This is a genomic window from Campylobacter concisus (assembly GCF_902460675.1).
GTDB classification, from domain to species: domain Bacteria; phylum Campylobacterota; class Campylobacteria; order Campylobacterales; family Campylobacteraceae; genus Campylobacter_A; species Campylobacter_A concisus_AJ.
Window position 1 is genome coordinate 1380742 of sequence record NZ_CABPUQ010000001.1, and the last position, 15849, is coordinate 1396590.

At 36.0% G+C, this 15849-nt stretch carries 17 protein-coding genes, 1 tRNA gene, 1 pseudogene and 1 CRISPR repeat array; of the genes and pseudogenes, 9 read left to right on the forward strand and 10 right to left on the reverse strand.

All coding sequences use genetic code 11. The features are described from left to right. Window positions 1-47: 47 nt before the first annotated feature. Window positions 48-123: transfer RNA gene (locus F3G88_RS06710), tRNA-Lys, on the reverse strand. Between the two features lie 208 nt (window positions 124-331). Here F3G88_RS06710 and F3G88_RS06715 point away from each other — a divergent pair. From F3G88_RS06715 to F3G88_RS10490, 9 genes and pseudogenes are all read left to right on the forward strand, one after another. Next, the gene (locus F3G88_RS06715; RefSeq protein ID WP_149715705.1) at window positions 332-1024 is read left to right on the forward strand and encodes a CRISPR-associated endoribonuclease Cas6; all 693 of its coding nucleotides are present in this window, start codon (window positions 332-334) and stop codon (window positions 1022-1024) included. Window positions 1025-1194: 170 nt separating this feature from the next. Further along, window positions 1195-2961: a TM1802 family CRISPR-associated protein gene (locus F3G88_RS06720; RefSeq protein WP_149715706.1), complete on the forward strand. Its 1767-nt coding sequence runs from the start codon at window positions 1195-1197 to the stop codon at window positions 2959-2961. Between the two features lie 10 nt (window positions 2962-2971). Continuing rightward, the gene (cas7b, locus tag F3G88_RS06725) at window positions 2972-3913 is read left to right on the forward strand and encodes a type I-B CRISPR-associated protein Cas7/Csh2 (protein ID WP_149715707.1); all 942 of its coding nucleotides are present in this window, start codon (window positions 2972-2974) and stop codon (window positions 3911-3913) included. A gap of 1 nt (window position 3914) precedes the next feature. Further along, window positions 3915-4625 carry a CRISPR-associated protein Cas5 gene (gene cas5, locus F3G88_RS06730; RefSeq protein ID WP_149715708.1) on the forward strand — a complete coding sequence of 237 codons (711 nt, stop codon included), beginning with the start codon at window positions 3915-3917 and terminating at the stop codon, window positions 4623-4625. Next, window positions 4603-6801: a CRISPR-associated helicase Cas3' gene (gene cas3, locus F3G88_RS06735; RefSeq protein WP_149715709.1), complete on the forward strand. Its 2199-nt coding sequence runs from the start codon at window positions 4603-4605 to the stop codon at window positions 6799-6801. Before cas5 ends, cas3 begins: the two co-directional genes overlap by 23 nt. After that, complete coding sequence (locus F3G88_RS06740; RefSeq protein ID WP_149715710.1) at window positions 6801-7301, forward strand: CRISPR-associated protein Cas4; 501 nt, start codon at window positions 6801-6803, stop codon at window positions 7299-7301. The genes cas3 and F3G88_RS06740 overlap by 1 nt, the downstream gene beginning before the upstream one ends. An 8-nt stretch (window positions 7302-7309) precedes the next feature. Beyond that, on the forward strand, window positions 7310-7588 hold the full coding sequence (gene cas2 / locus F3G88_RS06745; RefSeq protein ID WP_107715125.1) for a CRISPR-associated endonuclease Cas2: 279 nt from the start codon (window positions 7310-7312) through the stop codon (window positions 7586-7588). Between the two features lie 9 nt (window positions 7589-7597). Beyond that, window positions 7598-8596 (forward strand): annotated as a pseudogene (gene cas1 / locus F3G88_RS06750) (CRISPR-associated endonuclease Cas1). 153 nt (window positions 8597-8749) lie between these two features. Next, a CRISPR array of direct repeats spans window positions 8750-9507; the repeat unit is 30 nt; unit sequence ATTAGAATTTACTCCGTTGGAGTTTGAAAC. Window positions 9508-9516: 9 nt separating this feature from the next. Then, on the forward strand, window positions 9517-9606 hold the full coding sequence (locus F3G88_RS10490; protein ID WP_219809575.1) for a S26 family signal peptidase: 90 nt from the start codon (window positions 9517-9519) through the stop codon (window positions 9604-9606). Between the two features lie 172 nt (window positions 9607-9778). Here the strand turns inward: F3G88_RS10490 and F3G88_RS10770 are convergent, their stop codons facing one another. The 9 genes from F3G88_RS10770 to waaA all read right to left on the reverse strand — a co-directional run bounded on the left by F3G88_RS10770 (window position 9779) and on the right by waaA (window position 15848). Next, complete coding sequence (locus F3G88_RS10770; protein WP_103573642.1) at window positions 9779-10300, reverse strand: ComEA family DNA-binding protein; 522 nt, start codon at window positions 10298-10300, stop codon at window positions 9779-9781. A gap of 135 nt (window positions 10301-10435) precedes the next feature. Beyond that, complete coding sequence (rplS, locus tag F3G88_RS06760; RefSeq protein WP_002941851.1) at window positions 10436-10792, reverse strand: 50S ribosomal protein L19; 357 nt, start codon at window positions 10790-10792, stop codon at window positions 10436-10438. Between the two features lie 8 nt (window positions 10793-10800). After that, a complete protein-coding gene (trmD, locus tag F3G88_RS06765; RefSeq protein ID WP_149715711.1) occupies window positions 10801-11493 on the reverse strand; it encodes a tRNA (guanosine(37)-N1)-methyltransferase TrmD in 693 nt (230 codons plus the stop codon). Continuing rightward, window positions 11490-12020 carry a ribosome maturation factor RimM gene (rimM, locus tag F3G88_RS06770; protein WP_107830387.1) on the reverse strand — a complete coding sequence of 177 codons (531 nt, stop codon included), beginning with the start codon at window positions 12018-12020 and terminating at the stop codon, window positions 11490-11492. The genes trmD and rimM overlap by 4 nt, the downstream gene beginning before the upstream one ends. Next, window positions 12013-12255 carry a KH domain-containing protein gene (locus F3G88_RS06775; protein WP_009293991.1) on the reverse strand — a complete coding sequence of 81 codons (243 nt, stop codon included), beginning with the start codon at window positions 12253-12255 and terminating at the stop codon, window positions 12013-12015. The genes rimM and F3G88_RS06775 overlap by 8 nt, the downstream gene beginning before the upstream one ends. Further along, window positions 12255-12482, reverse strand: coding sequence for a 30S ribosomal protein S16 (rpsP, locus tag F3G88_RS06780; protein WP_009293992.1), 228 nt, complete (start codon window positions 12480-12482; stop codon window positions 12255-12257). The genes F3G88_RS06775 and rpsP overlap by 1 nt, the downstream gene beginning before the upstream one ends. 71 nt (window positions 12483-12553) lie before the next feature. Then, entirely contained in the window at window positions 12554-13894 is a 1341-nt protein-coding gene (gene ffh / locus F3G88_RS06785) for a signal recognition particle protein (protein ID WP_149715712.1), read from the reverse strand. Window positions 13895-13956: 62 nt separating this feature from the next. Continuing rightward, on the reverse strand, window positions 13957-14715 hold the full coding sequence (locus F3G88_RS06790) for an RluA family pseudouridine synthase (protein WP_107830391.1): 759 nt from the start codon (window positions 14713-14715) through the stop codon (window positions 13957-13959). Continuing rightward, window positions 14712-15848, reverse strand: a complete 1137-nt coding sequence (waaA, locus tag F3G88_RS06795) for a lipid IV(A) 3-deoxy-D-manno-octulosonic acid transferase (protein ID WP_149715713.1) — start codon at window positions 15846-15848, stop codon at window positions 14712-14714. Before waaA ends, F3G88_RS06790 begins: the two co-directional genes overlap by 4 nt. Between the last annotated feature and the right edge of the window lies 1 nt (window position 15849).

Here is a 15849-nt window from a genome sequence, read left to right on the forward strand (position 1 = left end):
AAAGTAGAGTCCTGAGCCACTAGACGAAAGGGTCATAAACCCAAAAATGGTGTCCTGCGTTGGATTCGAACCAACGGCCCCCTCATTAAAAGTGAGATGCTCTACCGACTGAGCTAGCAAGACATTTGTTTAAAAAAGAATTGAGATTATACAAAAAACATTATTATATGTCAAGAAAAGATCATTTAAATTTTAAAATAAGTCTTTGATTTGATTTATTCATATTATTTTAAAATAAAAAATAAATTCTAAAAAATTTATTTTATATAGTTGTCTATTTTTTACAAAATTTTGAGTTATAATCCATTTTAGTAACAACAAAGGAGTAAGGATGATCATTATAAATTCACGCCTTCCAACTCAAAATTTAAAAATAGCAAAGTCTCTATCCAAACTCATACAAGGCTATATTTATAGCTATTTGCCAAAGGCTGAACATGACGGATACAAACATAAAGAGAGCGGTAAAAATTTTAAAAGATCAAATTTTGATTTTAGATTAAATGGCTTAAGTTTAGAGATAAGATTTAGCTCATTTGTGCCAGAATTTGAAAAAACGATCGCTTTTGCTGTGCTAAAAGATGGATTAAAGCTTGGCAATATTTATTTGCTTGATACGTCCGTGTCAGTAAAAGAGCATAGAATTTCACAAAATGAGGCTACTTTTCAAGGATGTGTTGCGTGTTCGGTTATTGGGCTTTTGGGATGCAAAGTGCATCTTGAGCCGCAAGACTCCAGGCATCTTGAAATGATGAAAACCAACGCGCTTCAAAGATTTGAAACACTTATGGGGTATAAATATGAGGGCGAGTTTGAGCTAAATTTACTTTGGCAAAATTTACAAAAGCCTTTTTATTTTTACTACGGTAACAACAATATGCCAGTCAGAGCATGGCCTGCAAAATGGCACATCAAAGCAAAGCCAGAGCTTATAAATTTGATCCTTGATACAGGAGTTGGTAGTGGATGTATGAACTGCGGACTTGGATTTTTAGAAGTAGTGGAAGAAAAGCAAGTTGAATAAAATATAAATTTCAAATCCTACAAGGAGACTACCATTTGGCTTGCTTTTCGATTGGATTATTGTACAACAAAATAGACAATAGATCAAAATATCATTGTATAAAATATAATAACTTGACTTTTAAAAATATTTGGAGTAGAGTAACACTTACTTAGTTTAAGGAGCATGTTTTGGCTGATATAGTTAAAATTCTTGCTGACATAGGCGAGGTATATGAAAAAGAAGAGCTTAAGCTCAAAAATGGCGCTCACAAATACGACAAGATCAAAGTCTATCTTTGCGACATAGCGACCAAGCAGATCGAGCCAAATTTAAACATAAGCAAAGACGACCTAATAATATGTAGATTTGGCGTTGGAGCAAATTCTGGCAATCTTTTCCCAAATTCTCAATTTTTATCCAAAGAAATAAATAAAGACGAAGCTAAATTTATAAGAGGCATTTTAAAATCTATTTCAAATTTACTCTCCTTTTTTGAGCCAAGCATTATAGAAAAAGACGCTATTTTATCCATACTATCAAGCATAAACGAAGAGTATTTTGTTGGTATTATAGATGAGATCAAAGGTCTTGATGAGCTAAAAAACGAAAAAGGCAAAAAAGTCGCTACTTTTTTCTCGCTCTCATATAATGGCAAGCCGGTTTCTGCATATTTTAAGCAAATTTTTGAAAATCATATCAGCGTAAAAGAGCAAAAATCATCTTACGGGTACGATATTTTGACAAATGAAAAGGGTATCGGCGGCGATGCAAATTTAGCGTTTTGCTCGGTAAATGAGATGCCTGCTAATATGCAATTTATCAAATCAAAGCTCCTGCCACTGAGCGCCAATAGCGCAAAAAAGGTAGAAAATGGCTTTAAAGCGATAAAAGATAAGCTATCGCATAATTTTTATGGTATGAAAATGGCGATTTTACCGACTATTTTGAGTAGCTCAGTAAATTTAGAAGAGATTGTAAAAATACTTGAAGAGACTTCAAAGAACGACATAAAAAACATTGAAATCGCCGAGGAAGCCATAAAATTTAGCATAGATTATTATCTCGAGGCAACAGCCAAAAAGCAGGAAAATTTGCCTGTTTTAAATACAATTTTATTTTACACGCAAAGCAACGCTGCTATCGATTTAAAGCTTGCGATAGACGATGTTTTACCATCTTTTATCTCTCGCATCTCAAATTTAATGAGCCGTTTTAACATAAAAGCCTTCTATGAAAAAAATAGCGGCACAGATGAGACGATCTATCTGCAAAATTTATTTGAAAGCAGGCTTAGCGTGATGAGCTTTTTGCTATCAAGAAATAAATTTGATTTAGAGATTATGATAGAAAGATATAGCGATCTGATTTATTATGGTAGCGTCAATAAAAGTTACGCAAAAAAGTTGGAATGGAGCAAATACTTTAACGATTTTTACAAAGAAAGAAAGTTTGAAAATATTGCAAAATATCAAAATTTCTTTAATGAGACCAATGTCTTAAACAAAAAACTAGTCTTTCAAAAGGAGTGCGATTTGGAAAATTTAACCGATAAAAAAGAACTGATCAAAGAGCTAATCAAAAATAGCGAGTTTTTAAATCAAAACGATGCGCTCATTAGCGCTTATTTGCTCGGTATGCTAAGCGCAGCCCTGATAAACTGGCAGCTTGGCGTGAACGGCGGCGTATCTTTTAGCAACTGGCTCAACGACTGCGGATCGATAAGTATGGAAAATTTGGAGCGAATTTGGACCAAGTGCGATGAGATGATTAGAAAGCTTAAGGCCGCTTCTGGCAAGCCAAATACTAACATTGAAAACATAAAAGAGTGTTTGATCGAAATTTTACCGCAGGTCTTTTCTAACGAGAAAAAGATAGTAAAAACCTCGCATACTACGCTTGCTTTTGCTATAGGCGGAAGCGACTATCGTAAATTTATAAAAGACAAAACAAAATAAGGAGAATAAAATGCAAAAAAAAGAGATACTTTTTTTATGGGACGGAGAGAACTGGAACCCAAACGGAGATATGCTAAAGGATAACGCTCCTAGGCGAGATGATGAAACTGGCGTAGCTGAGGTAACGGACGTGCGTATAAAAAGAACTATCAGAGATGAGATCATGAAAAAAGATGAGGCGTCGATTTTTATAAAGGAGTATAGGATAGAAGACGCCCTGCTAGACGCTAAAACGGCTATCAGACAGAGCATAAACATAAAGCAAAACAAAAGCGAACTGCAAAAAGAAATTTTGTCTAAATTTATCGATATCCGCGCATTTGGCGGAGTTTTGCCTATTTCAGATAAAGACGAGATGAAACAAGACAAAGAGATAAAAACCGCAGGCGTTCAATTTACTGGACCAGTGCAGTTTAGACTAAGCAAATCCCTAAACAAGGTCGAAGTAGAACATGTTAAAGGAACTGGCGCTTTCGCTAGCGACTACGATCCAAATGATCCAAAAAAACAAAAAGATCAAGCGACTTTTAGAGAAGAGGAATTTATAAAATACGCTATTTTTGCTACTTATGGCATCATAGATAACTATAATGCGGCAAAAACAGGCTTTAACGAAGCCGATGAGGCTAAAATTTTAAAAGCTTTATGGCACGGCACTAAAAACCTAACAACTCGCTCCAAAATCGGTCAAACTCCAAGATTTATGCTAATCATCACATACAAAGACGATACGTTTGCAGGCGATCTAAACAATAACATAAGTCTAAAAAGCGAAAAAGAAGATAGAGTGATAAGAAGCATCAATGAATACACTATCGACTTTACAAATTTAAAAAATAAACTCGCAAGATACGCTGCAAATATAGAAAAGATAGAGTATATGAGCGATTATGATTTTGAAACGATAAACAAAGAAAATTTTGACAGCAGTTGGAAAAAGATAGAGGCATAAAATGAGCATTGTTGCTTTTAGATTATTTGGCGATTACGCTCATTTTTCGCATCCAGCGACGATTTATTCTAGCTTAACCTATCCAGTGCCGCCAAAGACCACTATAATGGGCTTTTTAGGCGCCATTATAGGTGAAGAAGAATATTTTAAGCTATCAAGCATCCAATATAGCGTAAAAATAGATAGGCAAATTTTAAAAAAGAGTTTTGTTTTTAACGGCATAAAATTTGCCCTATCAAGCAATATGCACATAGAGGAAGGCTATCAAAACGCAAAAGAGAAAAAACAGTTTTACAGAGAGCTAATCTGCTCGCCATCTTATGTCGTATTTTTAAATTTAGAAAATTTAGAGCAAAGTTATCAAGACAAGATAATCTCAAATTTAAAAGAGCATAAAACCGCCTTTACGCCCTATCTTGGGATAAATTTTTGTATAGCTGATTTTAGCTGGATCGATATAAAAATTTGCGAAAAAATATCGCAAGCTGAAAGCTTTATAAATACATTTACGCTTATGGATGATTTTGTTTTTGAAGGCATTAATGAAAATGCGAAATTAACTACGGCAAGAATGCCTTGTGGCTGCGAAAATGGACGAATTTTTAAAGATTTTAAAGACTTTGTGATGGAGATAAACGGCAAAGAGCTTATAAAATCTAAAAATCATGGAAATATTTATCAGATAAACGATGAAAGAGTCTATTTTATTTGACGAGTTTTGGTCGCATCCAAATAAACTTTTAGAAAATCATATAAAAAATATGACCTCGCCTGACGACGATGAGCTGGGTAAGCAGGTCAAACTCTACCACGACATCGCAAAACTGAAGAATAATTTTCAAATTTACATCAGAGATACTTCAAACGACAAGCTAGATAAAAACCACTCGCTTTTGTCGGCATATTTTTTCTTGCTAAACTCAAAATTTGATGAGATACCAACCCTGTTTGGCTTTCTTGCCATCGTTTCGCACCATGGCAACGTGGTAAATTTAATGACGCTAGCCAGAGAAGCTAATAAATTTTTCAAAAACCAAAAAGAGCTAGAGCAGTGGGATGAAGTGGCTGGCGCTGCTAAAAACATTAAGATTTATTCGGGATTATCTACAAAAAAAGATGAGTTTTTAGATAGAGCAGAAAAGCTTCGTCAATACTTAATTTTATCGCAATACAGGCACAAATTTACCTATGAGGACTTTATAAATTTCAAAAGCCTATATTCAAATTTGATTTATAGCGATAAATTTGAAGCTATCTTTAGTATGCCAAAGCAGCAAAGCAAAGATATACCGATAGATGTTTTAGAGAGTGATATCAAAAATTTGCCGCCAAATAAAAAGCGAGATGCGTTTAGAAATTTCGTCTTAAACAACTTTGACAAAGAGCGCAAACTTTTTACTTTGACTGCGCCCACTGGCTATGGCAAGACCTTAACGGCATTAAATTTTGCATTGAAATTTAATAAACCTCGCATAATTTATGCACTTCCTTTTACTTCTATAATCGATCAAACCTACGATATAGTCGCGAAAATTTATAAAAATAGCGATATTTTGGTCAGCAAGGCACATCACAAAACGACGATAGGCGAAGAAAATCTAACCAAAGAGGATAGATACTCAAAGATTAAATTTCTAATGGAGTCTTTTAGTGGTGAGATAAACGTAACTACGCTTTATCAGCTGATATTTGCGCTATTTGGCAATAAAAACAAAGATAATGTTAAATTTAATCAACTCAAAAATAGCGTCGTTATCATCGACGAGGCCCAAGCGATCCCATATAACTTTAGAAAAGATTTTATCCTGCTTTGCGAGATCATTTCGCAGAGGCTTGGTACTATTTTTATATTTATGTCGGCGACGATGCCAGTTATCAAAAGCGAGAAATTTAAAGAAATTTCAAATTTAGACTATTTTTCAAAGCAGGATAGATACGTCATAAAATGGCTTGATATAGGCGGCGAAGATGAGCTTTTGGGAAAAATTTGCGAGGCTGCAAGCGATAAAAATACTCTAGTCGTCGTAAATACTATCAAAAAAGCGCAGGAGCTATTTGCTAAACTAAGGGATAAATTTAGCTGCTTTTGCCTAAACGGATATATGTATGATGATCACAAGCGCGCCACTATAGAGGCTGTAAGGTGCGCGGTAAATAAAAACAAAATTGATCCACTCGCAAGCAAAATTTTACTTATCTCCACGCAGTCGATCGAGGCGGGAGTGGATCTTGACTTTGACGTTGGATTTCGCGAAGTCTCGCCTATTAGCTCTATCATACAAACAGCAGGGCGTGTAAATAGGCATTTTGGAGCAACAAGAGGTGAGCTATACGTCTTTCCTGAAATAAGTAAATTTACAAATTTGATTTACGGCGATCTATATAAAGTAAGTGGAACTATTTTGAGCGATCTTAAGCAAAAAGAGGTGCAAGAGAGCGAAATTTTAGAAATTTCAAATTTGTATTTTCAAAAGATAAGCAATCAACTGGAAAATTTGCATATAAAAGGCGAGATAGAAAAGCTGGAATTTGAAAATATAAACCAAAAAATCGAAGATATCATGAACGACAACTACAAACAAACCATAATAATCGAGCCTGAAGAAAATTTCATTAAAGATTTTGAAGCTAAAATTTTTGAGATCAAAAATAGTCCGAATGAGAAATTTACCATAAGAGATCTTTTTAAAAACCACATCAGAAAGTTGTCTAAATTTAGCATAAACGTAGCGTTAAAAGATATGAATAAGCTAATGCCAAATTTAAAACAGATAAACGGACTAAAAGATATGTTTTATCTGCCGTTTGGCTCGTCTTATTTTTATAGTGCCGAGTGTGGCCTTAAAAAAGATACAAATTTAGACATCACAGACGAGGTATTTGACTAATGTTCTCAAAAGATCAGATCACCGGTACGCTTGTGAATTACTACGTCACCTGTAAGCGCGAGGCGTGGCTTTACGCGCATCAGATCCACGCGGACCAAGAGGATGAAAACGTGCTAGTGGGCAGGGCTTTGGCTGATATCAAAGAGCAAGATCTGCAAGAATTTGCCTTTGGCAACCTTAAATTTGACAAACTCTCAAAACAGCACGGTCACTACCTCATTACAGAGTATAAGAAAAGCCTAAAAAACGAGCTTGCAGGCAAGATGCAACTACTTTTTTACATCTATCTTTTAAAAACTGGCTTAAATTTAAAAGAGGTAAAAGGCAAACTAATAAGCGGTAAAAAGGTGATATTGGTGGAGGACACCAGCGAAAATTTCGCTCTAGTAGAGAAAATTTTAAGCGAGATAAGCGTGCTTGCAAATTTAGAAAAGCCGCCCAAATTTACGCAGGGTAAATTTTGCCAAAACTGCGCATATCACGACTATTGCACTGCTTAGGAGACAAGATGTATGTGATACTTTTTTACGACATCGCAGGGCGCGAGCAAAAAGAGCGAAATAACGCAAATCGCATCAGAAAAGCGGTCGAGAAATTTCTGCCTCGCGTGCAGTTTTCGGTCTATGAGGGCGAGATCCGCGAGAGCGACTTTAAAAAGCTAAGCAAGACACTACAAAAAGAGTGCGTAGACGAGCTTGACTCCATCGTGATCTACACATTTAACTCACTAAAATACTCCGAGCGCATCGTCATCGGCGTAGACAAAAATAGCCCAATATTTAGCTAAGGAGCAAATATGCAAAAGAGCGATAGGACGCACTTTATACTTAGTCCAGGCAGACTTTATAGGCAAGATAACAATATCTATTTTGAAAAATTTGACGAGACAGGCGAGCGAGCTTCGTGCAAGATCCTGCCGATAAACGCGATCGATGAAATTTACTTGCTGGCAAAGGTACAGACAGATACATATACTATCGCGTTTTTGGCGGATAATAACGTCCTTTTGCACATCTTTAGTCCGTATCAGAGCTTTCGCGGGAATTTCTACCCAAACACGCCAAATTCTGTAAATAAAAGCGGCTTTGTGTTGCTATGTCAGCTCCGCTCATTTGATGATCCGATCAAACGTGCATATATCACGCGCGAGATAACTAGAGCCCACATCATAAATGACGCTGCAAACTGCAAAAGGCATGGCGTGAAATTTGACGTGCAGCCACACTTAAAGGCACTAGATGCAGCCACCAACGTACCTGCGATAATGGCGGTAGAGGGCGCATTTCAAAAGCTCTACTACGAGAAGTGGAACGAGATCATTGCAGATCAGCGAAGCTTTAAATTCACCGTCCGCTCAAAACGCCCGCCCGCTGATAAGATCAACAGCTTCATAAGCTACGTAAATACGCGCATCTACAACATCTGCCTAAGCGAAATTTACAAGACCGAGCTTGATCCTCGCATCGGCTTTTTACACGAGCCAAACTACCGCGCGCTAAGCCTTCACCTCGATCTAGCGGAGATTTTTAAGCCGATCTTGGGCGATACGCTTATATTTAATATGCTAAATAAAAAGGAGATCACCGCAAAGGACTTCCAAACGGACGCTGGTAGGATAAAATTTAGCAATGACGCCGTGTAAAAGATCGAGCTAAAAATGATCTCACACCTTTGCGAGACGCTCACGGTGGGTGGCAGGGAGCTAACGTGGAGGCAGGTGATCCGCCGCGAAGCGAATAAGCTTAAAAAGTGCATCTGCGAGGACGCGCCTTATGAAGGCTTTAGGTGGGAGTGAAATCGCATTTTAATAAAGCGTTTTTTAAGATTTTAAAAAGCTTGAAATTTAGGGCTTTGCGTATTTACACATGGCTAAATTTTAGTCAAATTTAAGGCGAAAAAATATAGACTTCTTGCACTAGAATGCCTATAAAATAGGCTTTTTGGCGCTATTAGAATTTACTCCGTTGGAGTTTGAAACTATTTTCATTAAATAACGATAGGGCGGATACAACATATTAGAATTTACTCCGTTGGAGTTTGAAACCGTTAAATGGCTGTTTTAGGGGTGCTTTAAATGGCGAATTAGAATTTGCTCCGTTGGAGTTTGAAACTTCCAAAAATAACCACGCAAAGAACCAGCATAAAAATATTAGAATTTACTCCGTTGGAGTTTGAAACCCACTGAAAGCCAGTATAAGATTATTGATAATCTTAATTAGAATTTACTCCGTTGGAGTTTGAAACATGCTGCTATTATGAATTTTATATCTAATGGCGATATTAGAATTTACTCCGTTGGAGTTTGAAACAAAGCTTGTGTGTAGTTCATTTTTCATCTCCTATATCATTAGAATTTACTCCGTTGGAGTTTGAAACAAAGTAGTAAAGCGTAGCCCACTAGAGCTAATAAATTAGAATTTACTCCGTTGGAGTTTGAAACGAAATTTGCTTGATATTTCAATGTCAGCAAACTTTAGCATTAGAATTTACTCCGTTGGAGTTTGAAACAATGTTACTTGTTCTAAGCTTTTATCTATCTTAGATTAGAATTTACTCCGTTGGAGTTTGAAACCGCGTATGAGGGCAATGAGCAGCCGATACAAAAGGGGATTAGAATTTACTCCGTTGGAGTTTGAAACGTTGGCCGCTAAAATTTACGACATAAAGCCCATCGCCATTAGAATTTACTCCGTTGGAGTTTGAAACTCACCGAACATGATTGATGATAACCGCAATCACTCTTTTGATAGTCGTTTTTTCGGGACAGTTCCATATAAATTTTTAGTTGGCAAAGTTAGATGGTAGCTATTTTGACACAATTTAGAAAAACGTCTTGACCAAAGATAAAAATGAAGCAAATTATCAGATCAATGAAATTTTAAGAAAATTATGAAAACTTTTGTCAATTATAATTAAAACAAAAAAATATATGAATTTATAAAACCCACTTGTAAAGATAAGCAGGTTTTAAAATGTTTTATTTCTCTAGTTTTTCTTTAAGTTTTTCTTTTTTAGATTTAGCTTTTGAAGCAGCTTTTTCTTTCTTTTCTTTTATTTTATCAACAACCTTATCTTTTTCATCTTTTGCTTTTTCACTTATGCTAGTTTCATCTTCTTTGTTAGAAGTTAGCTCTTCTTTGGTTTTAGAAGCTTTCTTTTTAAATTTATCTTTTTTATCAGAGATTTTTTCTTTCATCTCATCTTTTGCCTCATCCATTTTCTTCTTACCAGCTTTTGCTTTTTCGCTTACTTCGCTTTTACCAGTCGTAGAAATTTCACCTTTTAGGTTATCAAAAGTTTTATCGCCGATACCATTTACATTTTTGAGATCGTCGATTGAGTTAAATTTATTTGCTTTTCTATACTCGATGATAGCATCTGCTTTTGCACTGCCAATACCATCAAGACTCATAAGTTCCTCTTTTGTAGCTGTGTTTAGATTGATTGCTGCCATAGCCAAAGATGCAATAGCTGCAAGCGAAACCAATATCTTTTTCATTTTCATTCCTTAAAAGTAAATTTGAGGTAAAATTCTAGCAAAGAGTGATTAATGAAGTATAAATATTGAGTAATATAAAAATTATTTTACAATAGTTTAGAGAAGAAAATCCCTGAAAATTTCAGGGAAAAAGTTTTATTTTCTAAGTTCGCGGATCTTAGCTGCTTTACCACGTAGTTCACGTAGGTAAAATAGTTTAGCTCTTCTAACACGACCTTTTCTAAGAACCTTAATCTCTTCAATAGAGTCACTAAAGATTGGGAAAATTCTCTCAACGCCAACGCTGTTAGCACCAATTTTTCTAATGATAAATGTTTCGCCAGTGCCGCTACCACGTCTAGCTATACAAATGCCTTCAAAATTTTGAATTCTTGTTTTGTCGCCTTCGTGAATACGAGTAGCCACACGCAATGTATCTCCTGCACGGAAGTCAGGGATATTCTTACCAGCAATTTGAGCATTTTCAAACGCTTCAATGTATTTATTTCTCATGTTTTTCCTTATTTATGTGGCTTTAGCTTTTGATATAAATCAGGGCGAAAGTACCTTGTTTTGCAGTGAGCCATCTTGTTTTTTAAGTTGTGGATTCTAGCATGATTACCCTTTAAAAACTCTGAAACCACAAAGAGAGACTTAAAATTATCAGGTTTTGTAAAAGCTGGAGCTTCAAGCAGATTATCCTCAAAACTCTCTACTTCAAGGCTCATGTCGTTTCCCAAAACCCCAGGCACGTTTCTTGATATCGCGTCGCTCATACAAAGTGCAGGCAGCTCTCCGCCAGTTAAAATAAAATCACCTACGCAAAAAACTTCGTCCGCCCAAAGCTCAATAACTCTCTCATCAAGCCCTTCGTATCTACTACAAACAAAACAAATATGATCTTTCTTTGAGAGCCTCTTTGCATCATTTTGACTAAATTTTTTACCAGCTGGTGTCAAAAAAATCACATGGGTGTTTTTATCTTTTTCTTTTAGAAATTTGATTGACTCATCCAAAGGCTGTGGAAACATCAAAAGCCCTGCTCCGCCTCCGATCATATAATCATCAACTTTATTGTGCTTATCGTTGGTAAAATTTCTTGGATTTATAAAATCAATTTCTATAAATTTATTACTAATCGCACGTTTTAAAATAGAATCGCAAAAATAAGGCTTAACTAAATTTTCAAAAAGTGTAATAAATGTAAATTTCATGAATTTTCTAAGATGTCTTTAGCGCCTTTTACCAAAATCTCCCCGCTTTCCAAATTTACAGTTTCGATAAAACGCCCCAAATATGGAATGTAGAAATTCTTTGGTTTGCCGGCTACGATAAGCTCTTCGTCTGTTTTTATGTATAAAAGTGAATTTGCAAAATTATCTTGGATATCTTCTACAATGCCCAAAATTTCACTATTTTCTACTACTTTTAATCCAATAATGTCAAACTGAAAAAATTCATCTTTTTTTAACTTGCAGTTTTTTCTAGTGAGCTCTTTTGTAGTGTAGATAGTCCTATTTACAAGTGTTTTGGCAAGGTCTAAGTCATCAAAATTTTCAAACAAAACCAGCTCTTTTTGTCTGTTGTAGTCTTTTATGATGAGCTGATTATCGTTTTTATCAAAAAAGGTTGTGCCTTTTTTAAATTGTTCTGGGAAGTCGCTCTTGTTATGAAGCTTTAAATAGCCCTTTAAACCAACACATCTCCCGATGGTAGCGACTTCAACAATATCACTATTCAATAGCTTTTACCGTTACTCTATAACTTGTATTGTCTTTGGCTTTACAGCCAATAATAACGGTCTTTATAGCATTTATCATTTTGCCGTCTTTACCGATAAGCTTTCCGGTATCAACCTTATCGGCGCTTATGATGATCTCGACAAAATTTTCGCCAAGCTCTTGACGTTCGATAGTTACCTTTTCAGGAAAATCAGCTATCAGCTTGGCGTATTCGTATAAAAAATTTTCAACCATTATTTTGTAATTTGCGCAACTCTGTCGCTAAGTTTAGCACCGACGCTTTTCCAGTAATCCAATCTCTCTTTGTTGAAATTTATAACATTTGGCTCAACCATAGGGTTGTAATAACCAATGCTCTCTATCCAACCGCTATCGCGTCTTTTTCTGCTATCTGTAACAACTATACGATAAAAAGGTCTTTTTTTACGTCCCATTCTTGTTAGTCTTACTACTGTTGCCATATTATATTCTCCTCTTGTTTTTAAATAAAGCTTAAATTTAGATAACAAATATCCAAATTTAAACCCTTTTATCAAACAGGTCTTTTTAAATTTGCTTGAGAAAGCATATTTGCAAGTCCTTTTGCTCCGCCCTTTCCTGAAAATTTCTTAGCAAGCTTTGAGGCATTTTCAAACTGCTTTAAAAAGCGATTTACCTCTATTTGAGATAGTCCAGAGCCAGCTGCTAGACGTCTTTTTCTGCTATTGTTTAAAAGGTCTGGATTTTCACGCTCTTTTTGCGTCATAGAATTTATCATAGCCTTAATATGCAAAATTTCTTTTGAATTATCAATGTCTATATCTTTTATCTGATTTGCAAGTCCTGAAAGTCCAGGTATCATCCCCATCAAAGATTTCATACTACCAAGCTTTTTAACGCTTTCCATTTGATCTAAAAAGTCGTTAAAGTTAAACTGTCCTTTTTTTATCTTTTGATTTAGACGTTTCGCCTCTTTTTCATCGATAATAGTCGATGTTTTCTCGACCAAAGTGGCTAAGTCACCCTCGCCCATTATACGGCTTACGATACGATCTGGTATAAAGCTCTCGATATCAGCTACTTTCTCGCCGGTACCAACAAATCTAAGTGGGATATTTAGCTGTTTTGCGATGCTAATAGCTACGCCGCCCTTTGAATCAGAGTCAAATTTAGAAAGGATAACTCCAGAAATTCCTAAAATTTCATTAAAACTTGTAGCTGTCTTTACGGCGTCCTGACCGCTCATGGCGTCAGCTACGTAGAAAATTTCATGTGGATTTATCGCATTTTTTACATCTTTTATCTCTTGCATCAACTTTTCATCAATCGCAAGACGACCAGCGGTATCCACTAAAAGTACATCATAAAGGCCACTTTTTGCCTTTTCTAATGCCTCTTTTGCTACTTTTATAGGGTTGTTTTCATTTTCTATATAAAAAAGATCTATCTCATTTGCAAGGCAGAGCTGTCTTAGTTGCTCAACCGCCGCTAATCTTTGCAAATCACAAGCCGCAACTAAAACTTTTTTCTTTCTTAATTTTAGATAGTTTGCAAGCTTGATAGTTGTCGTAGTTTTACCACTACCTTGCAAGCCAGCCATCAAAACAATGGTCGGTGCAACTGGTGCATAGACAAAGCCTTGATTGCCAGGAGCTGTTAAGATAGTCGTTAAATTTGACTTGATCGCATCCAGGAAATTCTTTTGTCCAACGCCAGTTTGCTTTAGTTCGCTTTCGATAGACGCGAGTAGATCTTTGGTGACTTTGTGGTGAACATCAGCTTTTAAAAGAGCTTTTTTGAGCACGTCAAGTGCGTTTTTTAGAGCTTTTTCATCATCTACAAAACGTATCTTGTTAACGGCTAATCTAAAAGACTCGCTAATTTGTTCGAACACTAATCACCTTTCTAAGTTGTTATTAAAGGGCGTATATTACTAAATAATTTCTTTATTGCTCTTTAAATTTCAAATTTATTAGATATCTCAAATCCAAGAGAGTTAAATTCTCTTGGAATCGGTGCTTTAAATTTATAGTTTAAAAGCGCGATAGAGTAAGCATGCAAAAACATTCTATTTGCTCTATTTTTGCCGTATTTCTCATCGCCAACTATCGGTAAATTTAAGCTAGCCAAATGCACCCTTATCTGGTGCGTTCTGCCTGTTTTTATGGCAACTTTTACCAGCGTTTTTTTGCCCACAACCATGAGTGGTGAAATTTCACTAATCGCCTCTTTACCATCTTTTGATATCTTTGAAATGGCGCCATTTTTATTTTTTATCGTTAAGATCGGCTCATTTACGACCACTTCTTCACTCATGATACCCCTAACTGCGGCCACGTAAATTTTCTCAACCTTCATCTTTTTAAACTCATTTATGGCAAGGCTCGCAAATTCGTCATTTTTTACAAGAAGTAGCACGCCGCTTGTGTCTTTATCTAGCCTATGAAGGAGTGGAAATTTATACATTTGGCTGATTTTTTCACTAGTTACGGCGGCTGGTTTATTAATGGCTATTAAATTTTCATCTTCAAAGATAACGCTTGGCTTTGGCATCTCTTCGACACTAAATTTGGTATTTTCGCTCATCAAAGCACGAGCTATCATTACCTTTTGCCCCTTGGCATAGACTAGCCCGCTGTCGATTAGCTCCTTTGCCTCGTTGTTTGAGATATTTTTTTGTTTGGCTAAAATTTTATACGCTTTTTCTTCACTCATAAAGTGCTCCTTATATCTTCTATGATCGCATCAGCGCTGGCCTGCACGGCGATCTTGCTCTTTTTGGCGTTACCATCTATTGTGCCACCGATCTCGCTGGCCTTTGCGATGTAGATGTTTTCAACTAGGCCAAATAACGCCTTTTGGTTAAATATAAACTCACCGCTAATTATCACTGGGTTAAATTGTGCGCACTCGATTGGATTATGCCCACCGATATTTGGCACAAAACTGCCTCCAAGCACGACTATATCGCTAATAGCATAGACATTTACAAGCTCGCCTAAAGTATCAAGTAAATTTACCTTAGCATCAAATTTATGTGTTTGGCTAAATTTAGCAAAGCTAAAGTCATGCTTTTTAGTGTAATCGCCTGCAATCTTTTCAACCTCTGCAAATCTCTCAGGGTGGCGTGGTGCGATGATTAATAGATCGTTTTCTTTTAAATTTAAATTATCTAAAATCATCTCTTCTTCGCCCGCATGCGTGCTTGCCAGCACGATCACTCTAACTTTTGGCTTTTCATAAATTTTGCTTACACTTGGCAAAAATGCAGCTTTTATGTTGCCAACGACCTCTATTTCACCTGCTCCAAGCGACTTTAGCCGCTCTTTATCAAGTTCGCTTTGGGCGTAAATTTTATCTATAAATTTAAAAAGATATCTGTAAAAAAAGCCAAATTTCAGGTAGCTTTTATAGCTTCTATCTGAAATTCTACCGTTTATGAGTATCACGCGGCTGCCTTTTAGCTTTGCCATGAAAACTAGCATAAGCCAAAGCTCAGCCTCAAAAATGACTAAAATTTTGCTCTTTTTTAGCCAAAATGGCAAGAAAATTTCAAATGGCAAAAATCTTGTGTTAGAACAAATTTTGCTTGCCGCTTCAAATCCCGTATTTGTCACGACACTTATGGCTTTGCTATCAAATTTTTGCATCAAAGGCTTAAGCGATTGCACCTCGCCAAATGAGCAAGCGTGAAAATGCACATCTGCGTCTTTAAATTTAGGATTATTAAAGAGAAAGAAACGTGCTGGGATTGATCTATGGTATTTTTTTTTGAAACTTAATAAAAGTAGAAAAATAGCCCCAAAAAAGTAGAGTATTGAGGCTAAAAAATAATATATTATTATCACG

What these genes read in the sequence shown, in the direction of transcription:
- F3G88_RS06715 (WP_149715705.1), top strand. Translation starts at nt 332, where the DNA reads ATGATCATTATAAATTCACGCCTTCCAACTCAAAATTTAAAAATAGCA.
- cas7b (WP_149715707.1), top strand. Translation starts at nt 2,972, where the DNA reads ATGCAAAAAAAAGAGATACTTTTTTTATGGGACGGAGAGAACTGGAAC.
- cas5 (WP_149715708.1), top strand. Translation starts at nt 3,915, where the DNA reads ATGAGCATTGTTGCTTTTAGATTATTTGGCGATTACGCTCATTTTTCG.
- cas3 (WP_149715709.1), top strand. Translation starts at nt 4,603, where the DNA reads ATGAAAGAGTCTATTTTATTTGACGAGTTTTGGTCGCATCCAAATAAA.
- F3G88_RS06740 (WP_149715710.1), top strand. Translation starts at nt 6,801, where the DNA reads ATGTTCTCAAAAGATCAGATCACCGGTACGCTTGTGAATTACTACGTC.
- cas2 (WP_107715125.1), top strand. Translation starts at nt 7,310, where the DNA reads ATGTATGTGATACTTTTTTACGACATCGCAGGGCGCGAGCAAAAAGAG.
- F3G88_RS10490 (WP_219809575.1), top strand. Translation starts at nt 9,517, where the DNA reads ATGATTGATGATAACCGCAATCACTCTTTTGATAGTCGTTTTTTCGGG.
- F3G88_RS10770 (WP_103573642.1), bottom strand. Translation starts at nt 10,300, where the DNA reads ATGAAAAAGATATTGGTTTCGCTTGCAGCTATTGCATCTTTGGCTATG.
- rplS (WP_002941851.1), bottom strand. Translation starts at nt 10,792, where the DNA reads ATGAGAAATAAATACATTGAAGCGTTTGAAAATGCTCAAATTGCTGGT.
- trmD (WP_149715711.1), bottom strand. Translation starts at nt 11,493, where the DNA reads ATGAAATTTACATTTATTACACTTTTTGAAAATTTAGTTAAGCCTTAT.
- F3G88_RS06775 (WP_009293991.1), bottom strand. Translation starts at nt 12,255, where the DNA reads ATGGTTGAAAATTTTTTATACGAATACGCCAAGCTGATAGCTGATTTT.
- rpsP (WP_009293992.1), bottom strand. Translation starts at nt 12,482, where the DNA reads ATGGCAACAGTAGTAAGACTAACAAGAATGGGACGTAAAAAAAGACCT.
- F3G88_RS06790 (WP_107830391.1), bottom strand. Translation starts at nt 14,715, where the DNA reads ATGAGTGAAGAAAAAGCGTATAAAATTTTAGCCAAACAAAAAAATATC.